Origin of the sequence: Atopostipes suicloacalis DSM 15692 (assembly GCF_900129085.1) — a bacterium.
Classification (GTDB): domain Bacteria; phylum Bacillota; class Bacilli; order Lactobacillales; family Carnobacteriaceae_A; genus Atopostipes; species Atopostipes suicloacalis.
In genome coordinates this window covers 1-14,426 of sequence record NZ_FQUF01000042.1, presented here as the reverse complement: position 1 = coordinate 14,426, position 14,426 = coordinate 1, and the positions used below count along the sequence as shown (strand labels likewise).

At 33.4% G+C, this 14,426-nt stretch carries 9 protein-coding genes; 5 read left to right on the top strand and 4 right to left on the bottom strand.

Going from position 1 to position 14,426, the window contains the following annotated elements; genetic code table 11:
* The first annotated feature begins 302 nt into the window (after positions 1 to 302).
* Positions 303 to 1,343, top strand: coding sequence for a hypothetical protein (locus tag BUB96_RS09925; protein ID WP_084137137.1), 1,041 nt, complete (start codon positions 303 to 305; stop codon positions 1,341 to 1,343).
* A gap of 180 nt (positions 1,344 to 1,523) precedes the next feature.
* Positions 1,524 to 2,375: an aldo/keto reductase gene (locus BUB96_RS09920; RefSeq protein ID WP_073298665.1), complete on the top strand. Its 852-nt coding sequence runs from the start codon at positions 1,524 to 1,526 to the stop codon at positions 2,373 to 2,375.
* A 127-nt stretch (positions 2,376 to 2,502) separates the two neighbouring features.
* On the opposite strand, the gene BUB96_RS09915 is transcribed toward BUB96_RS09920, so the two are convergent.
* Positions 2,503 to 2,763, bottom strand: a complete 261-nt coding sequence (locus BUB96_RS09915; RefSeq protein WP_073298664.1) for a hypothetical protein — start codon at positions 2,761 to 2,763, stop codon at positions 2,503 to 2,505.
* Between the two features lie 229 nt (positions 2,764 to 2,992).
* Between BUB96_RS09915 and BUB96_RS10720 the strand changes: the two genes are divergently transcribed.
* A complete protein-coding gene (locus tag BUB96_RS10720) occupies positions 2,993 to 3,085 on the top strand; it encodes a putative holin-like toxin (RefSeq protein WP_407639293.1) in 93 nt (30 codons plus the stop codon).
* Positions 3,086 to 3,299: 214 nt separating this feature from the next.
* Here BUB96_RS10720 and BUB96_RS09910 read toward each other — a convergent pair whose 3' ends face one another.
* The 3 genes from BUB96_RS09910 to BUB96_RS09900 all read right to left on the bottom strand — a co-directional run bounded on the left by BUB96_RS09910 (position 3,300) and on the right by BUB96_RS09900 (position 6,094).
* Complete coding sequence (locus BUB96_RS09910) at positions 3,300 to 4,763, bottom strand: DUF2812 domain-containing protein (protein WP_073298663.1); 1,464 nt, start codon at positions 4,761 to 4,763, stop codon at positions 3,300 to 3,302.
* Positions 4,741 to 5,058, bottom strand: coding sequence for a PadR family transcriptional regulator (locus tag BUB96_RS09905; protein ID WP_200789111.1), 318 nt, complete (start codon positions 5,056 to 5,058; stop codon positions 4,741 to 4,743). Before BUB96_RS09905 ends, BUB96_RS09910 begins: the two co-directional genes overlap by 23 nt.
* Before the next feature lie 340 nt (positions 5,059 to 5,398).
* Positions 5,399 to 6,094, bottom strand: coding sequence for a GntR family transcriptional regulator (locus BUB96_RS09900; RefSeq protein WP_073298662.1), 696 nt, complete (start codon positions 6,092 to 6,094; stop codon positions 5,399 to 5,401).
* Positions 6,095 to 6,275: 181 nt separating this feature from the next.
* Here BUB96_RS09900 and BUB96_RS09895 point away from each other — a divergent pair, with 181 nt between their 5' ends.
* Entirely contained in the window at positions 6,276 to 7,607 is a 1,332-nt protein-coding gene (locus BUB96_RS09895; protein WP_143274321.1) for a PTS sugar transporter subunit IIC, read from the top strand.
* Between the two features lie 318 nt (positions 7,608 to 7,925).
* Positions 7,926 to 14,426: glycoside hydrolase family 3 N-terminal domain-containing protein (locus BUB96_RS09890; protein ID WP_073298660.1), on the top strand; the 6,501-nt coding region annotated here is incomplete at its 3' end.

Here is a 14,426-nt window from a genome sequence, read left to right as displayed (position 1 = left end):
ATTTATAAGATTCTAGATGACAAAGTACCATATGACGAAAAAAGAGCACTAGGTCTGCGGCAACAGAAACTAGTACTCAATTAAGTAAATATTTTTAAAATTTTCATGATTTAATTATACCATGAGAGATGCTTTTTTGTCTCTTTTTAGCATTTTCTTTTCAAATAAAATCCTCTATCGTTAATTTGTACAAAATAAAGAAAATTAAAGGATAAATATTTTGATAAACTAAGTGGTCTCAATTGCGAATAACATTATTCTATATTAAAGTATGCATATCAAATATAGGAAGAGGGAAGATAATGAAAAATTATTTAGCAAGAGGACTAAATGAAAAAGCTGGAAATAACTTTTCCTGGCGTTCAGTCTTTGCAGGGGTTGTTACATTTTTAGCTATGTTGATATTATTGTCGTTTATAGGAACTGCTATTGGATTCGGAACTCCAGACCTTACTACTTCTGATCCATTTTCAGGTGTAGGTACCGGGTTAGTTATTTGGGTTATTATCACCCTAATTCTATCTTTTGGAGCAGGGGGATATATCGCTGGGCTTACAGCGAATCGTGCAGGATTTATTCATGGATTTATTACGTGGGCAGTCAGTTTAATTTCGATAGTTGTACTAATGACAACTGCGGTCTCTTCTATTTTTGGAGTAGCTGGAAACATTGTAGGATCAACAGCGGGAGTTGTTGGAGACGTTACTCAAGAAGTAGGTTCAGGTGTTGCGTCATTGACTGAAGACTCATTCAATGCCATTACGGAGAATGTAGATGTTGATACAGATGAATTAGAGTCCACCACGACAGAAGTATTAGAAGATACAGACATTCCTGAATTACAACCAGATTATCTACAAAGTCAGCTAGATGCGACTGGAGAAGATATTAAAGATGCAGGGTATAATGTAGTCGTAAGTGGAAATGACGCAGGCGACGAAATAGATAAAGTCATTGCGAATATTGAAGAACGAATGGATACAATAAACGAAGGCTTAGATGAAGATGCCTTGACAGATGCTGTGGCAAATAATACAGATCTATCTGAAGAAGAAGCAAACTCAGCCGTTAATAACATTATGGATGCTTATGACGAAACGGCCCAAAACGCTTCTGAAAAATTAGATGAAGCAAAAGTTGCCGTACAAGAATTACAAGTAAAAGCAGAACAAGCAGCTGAAGAAGGAACTCAAAAAGCCGAAGAAGTTTCTGATGAAGCAGCTAAATATTCACTCTATATTTTTGCAGCTTTACTAATTGCAATGTTTGTCACAGCCTTTGCTGGACAAGCAGGAGTTAAGACTTATCAAGATGTCAATCCTGATAATACAGCTGTTAAATAAAAGTGAATCACGATAAAAAATAAAGTTACCATATAAGGAGAAGACCCTTAAAAGTTAGAGCAAAATCCTAGCTTTTAGGGTTCTTCTATTTTTAAAGGTTAAATAATTCATATTGAATGAGTTCAGAATATTCATGTGATAAAGTATAAGTGTAGAAATAAATATTGAAAGGAAGATTCGATGTCAATAGACATACCAAAAGTAATGTTGAATGATGGTCATGAAATACCAAGTATTGGTTTAGGAACAATCGATCTGATGGGGAACAAAGGCGTACTACAAATTCTAGATGCGATTCATTCAGGCTATCGACTCATTGACACATCCACCAACTATGATAATGAAGGTATTGTTGGGAAAGCAGTTCGAGAATCGAGCGTTCCAAGAGATCAACTCATTGTGAGCTCAAAACTTCCTGGAAAATATCATGACTTCGATAATGCTCTAAAAATGATCGAAGAACAATTAGCCCGTACAGGATTAGAGTACTTTGATAAATACTTGATTCACTGGCCGAACCCAGATGATGGAAAATATGTGGAAGCATGGAAAGCACTGATTCAAGCTCAAAAACTAGGCTTGGTTCGTACAATAGGTGTTTCTAATTTCCTAGGACATCATTTAGAAAAAATAATTGACGAAACAGGTGTAACGCCAGCAACGAATCAAATCGAAGTTCAACCTTATTTCCATAATAAAGAAAATGTGGAAGCAAATAAGAAATTTGGGATTGTCACTGAGGCCTGGAGTCCATTAGGTCGAGATATCAATGATGCAAAAGAACATCCAGACCTTATTGGAATCGGAGAAAAATACAACAAGTCTGCTCCTCAAGTTATAGTTCGCTGGTTACATCAACGTGATATTGTACCAATTGTTCGCTCAGGCGACCCAATCCACCAAAAAGATAATTTAGATATCTTTGATTTTGAATTAACAGATGAGGAAATGGATAAGGTTTTTGCGCTCGATAAAGGTGAAGATGGTCGAGTAGAAGACCAAAATCCAGACGAATATCACGAATACGTTTAAGATTAGTCTAAGAAAATAGAAAATTAAAACAGACAGAAATTAGTTGTGAAAACTAAACCTCTGTCTGTTTTTTTAATCTTATCTATCTTTGTTATTTTTTTGACAGAAAATCTTTTTAAAGTATCATTTAAAAATGAGACATCGCCTTTTTAACTTTATCTATTTCTTCGAGACCTTGATCAGTTATTTCATATTGGCTATCGCCTTTTTTCATGAGGAAATTTTCTCCGCGTAAATGTTCAAGTTGATCTTTTACTTCATCATCGGTAACATCTGAGACATCTTTTTTGTCAAAAAAGTTTTTGAAATCATCTAACTGAACGGCATTCTTCGAAGCTTCATTCAATATGTGGAACCTTATAAAATTATATTTAAAATCGCCATGCATTGATATCCCTCCTCTTAGCCACATCATAACAAATAAGAAAAGACATGAAAAATCAAATGATTAAATTAAAAAAGTTGAGAAGCATCACAGTGATAGGGTTCTTAATTGTTGATGCAGATTTTTAAATGAACAGAAAAACATCCTTATAGAGCAGGGAAGTTGGAGGCTAAATCTCAAAAAATGAGGTGATGCCTATGTTTGATTTGGCTGATCCAGATAAGGAGTAAGCATGTCAGTATATGAAGCATTAATGCTGATGTTCGCGTTTGCGACATTGGTTTTATGCATCATAAATATTGATAACAAAATAGACAAGAAATAACCATCTACCCTACTTTGGCGAGTAGTAGATGGTTATTTCATCTATTTAATTATAGCCACCATCTTTTTAACGGCTCTGCTTAGAGAGGTATTCCATTACCTCTCTTTTTTCATTCTCATTACAACATAATATTTTACGGAGATAAAAAATATCTTTTTTATCTATCTTCATGAATTTCATAATTTCTAAATCGAATAACTAAAGTAGTCGTGTCTCATTCATCTAGATTTAACTGTGCCTTTGTTTCATTTACTATAGCAGGATCTGAAAAGTCTAATCCTGATAAGTAAAAGACCTCATTTTCATTGCGCAAGACCACTTCATCTTTTTCATAATTTAGAAAATAGGTTTCATCTAGATGCCATAGATCATCGTCCTTGGTGACAGAATTCTTAAATAAGATCTCTTCAGCTTTATCAATCGCATCATGGCTTTTTTCATTGCGTAATCTATTATAATCTTCTTCAGTAAAGCCGCTATTTGCCAAATGAGAATTATAAGATTTTTCGATAAAAGACTGTTCAATTTCTAAACTATAATTTCCTCTAAGGCTATTCTTTCCTTTTTGTATATATCGGCTAACTAAATTTCTAGCTAAAGACTCCGTTAAGGCTTTAGAATATTCGGTTCTTAACGGCCCTTCTTTTTTAGAAAAAGAAGTATAATCATAAGATGATGGAATCAAAAAGCTAGCATTTTTTGATGAGCGTTTTTTCGTTTCTGGGTTTTCACTCGAAAAGCTATCATATGTTAATACTTTGTAATTATCTGGATCAATAACATCTTGACTTTGAGATAAGAAATTAAAGTTCGATATATTTATCCGTCCACCTATGATAAACGCAAGGATTAGGGTTACAATAAAACCTGTAACCTTGAATCCTAAACCTTTTCTTATAGGTTTTATAATAATTCGAGAGAGAGTCCCTAAACTAAACCCGATGACTACAGGAAGAAATCCTATTAATAAAGTCGTGTTTTTTAAACTAACTATTGAGTAGAGCGAATAAACAATTAAACTCAAGAAAATAATATAGGATGCAGAATATAAAGCTTTGTTTATCCACTGATTGGAATATCTGAATTCTAAATGATCGCCATTTTCAGTATTTTTTCTGTTTTTCTTTAAAAATTTCTTTAAATCAATTATATGGATGATACTTATCAAAAATGCAAAAGGAATCAGCAAGCTTGCAATTTGAGTATATCCATTTTTCATTGAATGTATATTATTAATTATGCTGCCAATATTCCACCAAGAGAGAAAGATGAGGAATGGTAAAAGAATATATTGGGCTCTTAGATATTTTTTAGCTATAAATTCTAGCGTTTTAAATTCTTCTTCTTCATCTGTATGTATAGGAACAGCCTTTGATTCTTTAGGTTTAAAATAAACATGCAAATCATAAGATTTTGTCGCGTAATCCCAGCCTACATTTTTACTTACCGTATGAAATTCCTCCAAATCAACTTTTGTTTTTCTGGTGAAAGCTGTTTCTATTTCATAAGGGGATATAGAGAAATCTAATTCTTCAGCTTCGATTCTTTTATATATAAATATCGTACCTGCAAAGATTTTGTGAATTAACCATCCATTACTTGCCATATCTTCTAAGTGTGCTTCTACGATTGGATAATTATCTATATTTAAATAATTAATTTCTATTTTGAAATTCATCATCTACGCTCCTTTTAGCATCGTTTAATAAGTGTTCTAATCTTTTAATCTCATTATTTAAAACTTCTTTGCCTATCTCCGTTAAAAGATAAGTCTTTTTATTATTGTCTTGAGAGACCATATGAATATATTTATTTTCCTCAAATCTTGAGAGTAAGGAGTATAAAGTGCCAGGACCAATTTTTACATGACCATTAGTTAGCCACTCCACATACTGCATGATTTCATATCCATGTCTTTCTTCTCTGAGACTTAATAAAATATAATACATAGGTTGAGTTAAAGGTTTTGACATAATCTTCCTCATTTCTGATATATCGACCTTAGCTATATCGTCTTTCGATACATCTAAATAAAGTATATATCGACTGCTGATATAAATCAAGAGTTGGACCTCCCAATTAGTGAGCCATTAATTGAAAAATTATTTGCTTTATCTTTTCTGGAATTTTAAAACATTGGCAGTCTTGCTCAAGGGAAAATTTCCATCAAAAAAGACGTGTTTTTAAGATTATACTCAAAAGACACGTCTTTCTATTATAAATCAATTACTTTTAATGAATCCTCTCAACATTGGTGAGTCTAAGTAAACACGAGGATGCTAATTTCTAACTAAGTTTTACAAGAAACGCTGATTATTTAAGGTTAGCCACATCAAATAAGGTAGCTCGTTTATAATTATATAATACCATTGAAATATTAAAAATACTGCCATTTGCTAAATAAACCGTGTCATTTATAAATAAACCGGGGTCATTTTCTTCGAGGCCTAAAAGATGAGCCTGTTCTTTATTAATTTTATTACTTGAAATTACTTTATCTGCAAAGCCTATCGTCAAGCCTAAATCTTCTCGTACATAATTAAAGACAGAGCTTTCAATAATTTCTTTATTTAAGTAAGGAATAATTTCTTTATTATACTTACTATATTCAATACTAAACGGCTCTCCATCTAAATAACGCAGACGAGTTAATAAATAGATGGGTGTTGATTTTTTACATTTAAATTCTTGTGCCAAACTATTATCTGCTTCTTGGATTTCTAGATTTAATAATTTTGATTCTACCTTTCTTTCTGGAAAATCTGTCACAAGCCCTTGTGTATTAGATAAAATTATAGAGTCTTTGTGAGATTCTTTAATATACATTCCACTTCCTTGTACAAGGTAAATTGATCCGATATCAACTAAATTTTGAATGGCTTTTCGGACTCGGTATCGAGTAACTCCATACTCTTCCATCAACATATCTTCGGTTGGTAACTTCATATCTTTATAATAATTACTAGAAATTTTCTCCATTAATTCTTTTGTTAATTCTTTTGTATTCATTTATCTCAATCCTTATAGATAAAATATTTTAAAAATTCTCTACGATTAATAGTATACTGTTTTTAATAAAAATTCAATTGAACATAACGAAGTTATTCGAACGAATATTGACAACGATTTCATTAAGCTATATAATCAATTCAAAGTCATTCGAATGACTTAGAAAATGGAGGAAAAAGAAATGAAGAATATAAGTAAGGTCTTTGACAATTTTCTCAACGGCATTGCAAGGGTGGCTAATACTAAACCATTAGTTGCATTAAAAGATGGTTTTGTTCTAACAATGCCACTAACATTAATCGGTTCTATCTTTTTGCTACTAGCAAATTTACCGATTGAAGGTTATAACGATTTTATGGCAAACATTTTTGGAGCTCAATGGGATGTAGGATTAAATCAAGTTTCAGGATCTACATTTGATATTTTAGCTTTAGTTACTGTGATTGGTATTGCTTATTTCTATACTCGCAATGAAGGAGAAGATGGCATTGCAAGTGCAGTTATTGCAGTCGTTGCATTTTTAGTTGTTAGTCCTTCTTCTGTCATATCTGAAGCGGGAGAAGAAATTGGAGGAGTAATCCCTAAAACATGGGTCGGAGCTCAAGGAGTCATAACAGCTATTATTATAGGTTTAATTACAGGCTTCGTTTTTACTGCTTTAGTTAAAAGAAAAATTACAATCAAAATGCCAGAAGGTGTTCCTGTGGGAGTTGCCAATGCATTTACTGCACTAGTACCAGGGTTTATTATCATTTTAGGTTCTATGATCATTTATCAAGTGCTTATTACAACAACAAATTCAACAGTTCCTGAGTTAATCTTTGAAGCTCTACAAGTTCCATTACAGAATTTAAGTGATTCTTTCTTGGGAGGATTGGTTATTACACTATTAATTTCCCTATTATTCTGGGCAGGATTACATGGTCCAAATATTGTTATGGGAGTTATGGCTCCAATATTGACAGCAAACTCTATAGCCAATAACGAATTATTAGAAGCTGGTAATTTATCAGTTGAAAAGGGTGCTCATATTATGACACCACAGGTTATTGATTTATTTGTGAAATTTGGAGGAACAGGTCTTACATTAGGATTACTTATTGCCGCTGTATTATCTGCTAAATCTGAACAGTTAAAATCTCTATCAAAACTATCATTACTTCCTGGAATCTTTAATATAAATGAACCTGTTATTTTTGGTTTACCTATTGTTTATAATCCCTACTTACTTGTACCGTTTATTCTTGCTCCAGTGGTAGGTTTAACGATTACCTATATAGCAATAGCAACAGGTTTTATGACACCATTTACAGGAGTACAAGTTCCGTGGACAACACCGCCTATTATTTCTGGATTTATCATTGGTGGTTTTAAAGGAGCTTTAACACAGCTTGTTATCTTGATTCTATCCGTTCTTATATATTTACCATTTATGAAGAAACAAGACCAAGCATTTATAGAAAACGAAAAATCAGCAGAGTTATCAGAAGATTTAGTAGAGAATGTCCATTAAATAATCGAGTGAATAGAAGAATAACTGGCAGTACCTTTTCAAAGGTTCTCTTTGGAAAGGAGCTGTTTTTATTCAAGTAATCTAAAAGATATCTTACTAGTAAATCAAATAATGTATGCGTGTACTTTATTAAAAAATATAAACTAAGAAGTTAATTTTTCTAGTTAAATAAAGGGTATAAAAAAGAATTTTAATGATAAACTACAATCTTTTGAATGACTATTTAAAGTTCTAATGGTTTATATAGAGGAGCAATCTTGCTTTTCTTTGAGTTTTTAAGATATGAATATTTATCTAAGAAAATTGGGAGGGAAATGAATGAAGCATTATTGGAAGCACATAACTGCGGGGATAGCTTTAGCTTGTTCGCTAGTTGGTGTAATTAATGTTAATGCAAATCAAAAATCTGAAGCTGAGATTGACCAATTTGTGACAGAAAAATTGGAAGAAATGTCTCTAGAGCAAAAAGTTGGGCAAATGTTACAACCGGATACTAGAAATATCACACCGGAAGAAGTAGAGAAATATCAAATTGGGTCAATTTTAAGTGGTGGGGGAGCACAACCTGAAAGTGGAAATAGTGCAAAAGATTGGGCAGACCGATTTGACAAATATCAAGAAGCAGCAATTGAGGGGTTTGGTATTCCTTTATTATATGGTGTAGATGCTGTTCATGGTCATAATGGAGTCTCAGATGCTACAATGTTTCCGCATAATATTGGGCTTGGGCAAGCAGATGATGAAGAGTTAATGCAACAAATTGCTGAAGTAACAGCTGCAGAAATGAGAGCTACTGGAACAAACTGGACCTTTACTCCAACTCTTGGATTACCAAAAAATGAACGCTGGGGTCGTACTTACGAGACTTATGGTGAAAATGCTGAGTTATCAGCAAAATTAGGAGCGTCTTATATTAAAGGATCTCAAGGGAGTTTTTCTAAAGATAGCGCAATGGCTACTGCAAAACATTTTATTGGCGAAGGAATAGCTGAAGATGGAATTAATCAAGGCGATATTCCATTTGACTATGATGGTGAGGAATTTCAAAAAATATTAAGAGATGAACTACTTGTACCATATAAAAAAGCGATTGAAAATGATGTTAAGAGTATTATGATTACTTATAATAGTTTTAACGGTACAAAAGCACATGGTAAAAAAGAATTAATATCGGATTTGCTAAAAGATGAACTTGGTTTTGAAGGTATTGTGATTACAGATTATAACGGTATCGATCAAATAGAAGGAGATCTCACTTACAAAGATAAAGTTATTCAAAGTGTAAATGCTGGGATGGATATGTTCATGGTTGATGAATATGAAGGAGACGTTCCAAAATGGAAAGCAGCATATGAAGCTATTTTAGCAGGAGTCAATAATGATGAAATTGCAGAAGATAGAATAAATGATGCGGTTACTCGAATCTTATCGGTTAAATATGAGATGGGACTTTTTGATAATGATTTTGAAAGCGCTTATGCAAATAGAGATTTATTAGATAATTTTGCAAGTGATGAGCATAAAGCAGTTGCCAGAGAAGCAGTAACAAAATCACTAACTCTCTTAAAAAATAGTGAATTAAAAAATAGTACATTAGTATCTGAGTTAAACAACATGGAAAACATTGTGGTAGGTGGAAGTTCAGCGAATGATATTGGAATGCAAAATGGTGGCTGGACAATCACTTGGCAAGGTTCAAAAGGAAATACTACTGCAGGAACAACCATCTATGATGGGATGAAAGAAGTTGCACCGGATAAGAATTTTACATTAACTACGAATGGAGCAATTGAAAAAGATAAATATGATGCTGCAATCCTTGTTATGGGGGAAGAACCTTATGCAGAATATGCTGGAGACCGACAACCTGATGAGTTAGTTTTAAGTAGTTCTGATATTGCTTTAATTAATCGTATTAAGGAAGAGGATCCAGAACTTCCTATTGTTGCTATACTAACAGTTGGTCGACCAATGACAATTGCTAATCAAATTGATAGTTTAGATGCGGTGATCATGGCTGGACTTCCTGGTTCTGAAGGAGCAGGAGTAGCCGATGTTTTGTTTGGGGATATAGATTTCAGTGGAAATCTAACTTTAACGTGGCCATGGTATGCGAGTGATATTGAAAAGAAATTTGAGAATGATTCAATAGTGATGTTTGAATATGGTCGAGGATTGAAGAAAAATGAGACAACATCTCTAGCAACAACTGATCCTAGACTAATTGATTTAGGTAAAACAGAAGGCATTATTGAAGCAGAAGACTATGCTACTAAGCATCCAGAAGTTAAAGTTGAGAATGAACAAAACATTGCTCATTTCTGGGAAAATCGTTATGTAACTTATAATGTTCAAATTCCAAAATCAGCACGTTATACATTTTTTCTAAATACTGCCGTAGATTTTGATAATACAATTCCACTTGATGTATATGTTGATGGAGTACTTTATTATTCATCAAGTAAAGAATTAGCAAATACGGGTGGTTGGGATAAATTTAAAGTGTTAGAGATGGATGACAAGATAAGTCTCCCAGAAGGAAAACACGAATTAAAGATTGTTTCCCAAGGTCGAGATTTTAATATTGATTATTTCCAATTTGTAGAATTTGATGATGACTTTACACTGCCTGATAATAGACCAATTAGTGATGGAACAGGTCCTATCATTCAAGAAGGTGCGGTAGGAGTTACAATGTCTTCTTCAGATCTTTCGCAAGATATGTCTTGGTATAAACAAGAACATGAGATTATGAATAAAAACTCTAAAAAAGAAGATCTTGCTTTACGAAGTCTAGACGATTCAGATATAACAAATATTGTTGTAAATGATAAAAAAGAATACCAAACTATTTTAGGTTTAGGTACTTCAATTGAAGAATCTACTGTCAATAATATGGTGAAGATGTCTCCTGAAAAGAGAAAAGAATTTATTCGTAATTTGATTGATCCGGTTGATGGAATGGGAAATACATTACTTAGAGTGACAATTGGAACTTCAGATTTTACAGGTCAAGATTTCTATACATATTATGATGGTACCGGTAAAGAGTTAGATGGAGAACCGGATTGGTATAATGAGACAGGTAGTGGTTTCTCTATTCAAAAGGATATTGATTACGGAATCATCGAAGTAATCCAAGAAATTCAAGAAATTGCTAAAGAATTAGGTGTTGATAAAGAATTAAGATTCTTTGCTTCATCATGGACGCCGCCAGGATGGATGAAGACAGAAACCGCTGCTAGCCAATCATATAAAAATAATGAGCTACTCTTAAAAGGAGGACGCTTAAATGATGATCATATTGCTGATTTAGCTAAGTACTACGTTCGTTATTTAGAAGAATACGAAAAACATGGAATTACAATGTATGCAATGACTATGCAAAATGAACCATTACTAGAGATTGATTATCCAAGTGCTTATATAACGGGTAGTCAAGAAGCTGTTCTTGCAAAATATATCAAGGAAGAATTGGCCAAAAGCGAGAACCTATCCGATCAAGGTAAAGCTGCTAAAGTATGGGCATTCGATCATAATTTTGATGGTGCAGATGCTTATATTAAAGATTTATTTGCAACAGAAGATGGTCGAGATAATGTAGATGGAATAGCTTTTCACCCTTATGGCGGGTCTCCAGAAACAATGGGAGATTTATACAATCAATATAATGACGAATATTCAATGCATTTAACTGAACGTTCTGTATGGGGAACAGATGGCTCAAATGATATTATTACTTGGTTTCGTAATGGTTCTGAAAGTTATAATGGTTGGGTAACAATGTTAGATAGTAATATTGCACCGCACCAGTGGGTTGGAACACCTGATCCGACAATGTTTGTTCAAGATGCAAATAATAGGGATAATTATTGGGCAACACCAGAAGTTTATCTAATAGGACAATTTAGTAAGTATATTCGTCCAGGATATGTACGTATTGATAGTACAAATGGCTCTAAAAATACAGTGACTAACGTAGCGTTTAAAGATCCGGCTACTGGCAGAATCATCTTAGTAGCAACAAATCGTAGTAATAGAGATCAAGCATTCAAAGTAACTTTAGGACAGACACAATTTAATGCTGTCTTACCAGCAGAAAACACTGCAACTTATATGTGGGACCCAATCGATCTTTCGAATGTAAAAGAGATTACGGATGATTTAACTTTAGAGGATCCTGTTCTGAGCGGTAGTGGAGAAATATTAGATAATGACTCTGATAAAGTAGAAGATCAGACATTAGAAAAAATTGATGAGACCACGACCTTAACTTATATGGTGAATGTAAAAACGCCAGGAAGTTATAAAGTTGAATTCGATGTAGCAACTGGGAAAAAAGGAGAAAATTCTTTGCCAGTCCAAATTAGTCAAGAAGATAAAATTCTTGGCATCGCCCATGCGAAACACTTTAATTTCTGGGATGATGGTAGGAAGGATTATCGCACGACTCAAACATATGTAACGTTTGAAAAACCAGGAATTCAAAGTTTTGATGTGACTTTTCCTGAAGGCAACATGAAATTTAAAGATATTCAATTTACTAAAGAAGAAGCAGTAACAACATTACCAGGAATTTTAGATACAACGAATTATTTTGATAAAAATGGTTTGGTTGTTGAAGATAAAGGTAATTTTGGTTTTTCTGATAGAGATGAATATGTTGATTATAAAGTCAATGTTCAAAAAGAAGGCGAGTACAACGTTATTTTTGATGTAGCAACAGATAATGATGGTGCTGGTCTATGGATAGATGCAATCGATGAATCTGGAAATCCTGAGTACATTGGTGAAGTTGATTTTAAAAATACAAATGGGACGGATAAATATGAACAACAAACAGAAAAATTGGGTCTAAAAGAAGGGGAATATACTCTTCGCTTCAAGTTTAAGTCAGCAGCCACTAACCTTCGACAAATTATTGTTGGTTCAGGCATAAAAATTGAACAACCTGAATTAATTGAAGGCGAACTAGATGGACAAGAACTAATTGTAAATCTAATGGAAGGTAAATTTGTTGAAACACTAGACAAGGAGAAGTGGAGCTTAGATATACCTGATGGTGTTGATTTCAAACTCGAACGTATTAATGATCAAAAAGTTAAACTTACTTTCATTAATGAAATAAATGAAGACTTTGATAACGATCTTTACTTAACGTTAAGTATTGATGCGGATCAATGGGGAGCAACGGAAGGGATGAGCTTAACCGGGGTAGTAGTAATTACTGCTGTGGATGATCCTGAAATATTAAAAAAAGACCAAAAAATCGAGAACGATGCTGAAACAATTACTATCGAAATTGAAGGCGGAACTTTTACAGATGAAGTTGAAGAATCTTTAAGCTTATCAGAAAATATTACTGATTATATATCAATTGAAGAAGTAGAAAGAATTGATTTTAATCATATTGAAGTGAAGATTAATCGAGAAAAACCACTATATGGAGATATAAGAGCAACATTTAATTTAAAAACTGCTGGATATAAAGCGGGGAATACTACTTTACAAGTTGATACATTGTTTAAAGGATCATCAGAGTTACCAACACCAATTTCGATTGAGAATGAAAAGGTAACTTTAAAAGAAGATATGTCCTATAGGAATCGAGGAAGCTTGCAAACAAGAACTGAAAAAGGAAATTATGTAGATTTCTATCTAGGAATTAAAGAAGCAGGCGAATATACACTTTCATATGATGTGAAAAACGAGGGTGGTATTAGTAATGGTCTGAAATTTAGTGGGGGTTCAGGATTAGCAACGGATAATCTTGGTAGTGTATCTTTTCCAAATATTTATGGAAATACCTTCAACTATCGAAGCAAATTTAACTTTACTCCTGGAGATCAAACACTAAGATTTGAAATGAATGTGGATGGTTTTGAGATTTCAAATATTTCAATTGAAAAAGTTAAGCCATTAACGATAGAAGATAATGCTGTCTTAACAGCAAGTGAGATTGTAGGAGGATCATCTGAAAGTAGTTGGGTCATCTCTCCAGATCTTCCAGCAGTTGAATTTACAGTAGCTGATACGTATGTTGACTATAATGTAGATATCAAAAAAGCGGGAACTTATGAATTCCAGGTCAGTGCAGCAACTGCGGAGAGTGGAGCAAAAGCCGTCTTGCAATCTATATTAAATAATAATACATCAGATTTAGGAACAGTTCCAATTGTTAATGGAGGAAGTTGGGAAAAATATCAAGACAGTGAAGTTATACAGATTGATTTAGGAGCTGGAGTACAGACTCTAAGAATTTACTTTAAGGATCATGGATTTAATTTGAAGTCAGCTTCGTTGAATTTGATTAATTCTACTGTAGATAAATCGGACTTAGAAAAAGCTGTTGCTTCAGCTAAAAAGCGGATATCTTCGGATTATACAGAATCAAGCTGGGCAGAATTTATAAGTGCACTAACAGCTTCTGAAAAAGTTTTGGAAAATGAGAATGCTACACAAGAAGAAGTCAAATTAGCTTTAGAAAAATTAGATTTGGCAGAAATTGCATTAGAAAAAGTAGAAGAACCAAAAGAAGTGGATAAGAGTGATCTAAAGCAAGCGATTGAATCGGCAAAGACTCGGGTTGAAGAAGACTACACGCCAGAAAGTTGGTCAGTATTTGAAGAAGCTCTAGCTACAGCAGATTCGGTATTAACGGATGAAGCTACTCTCCAAGAAGATGTCCAAAAAGCATTAGAAAATTTAGTTAATGCTGAAATTGGTTTAGAAAGAATAGAAGAACCAGAAGAAGTGGACAAGAGTGACTTAAAGCAAGCGATTGACTCTGCAAAAGCTCGGGTTGAAGAAGACTACACG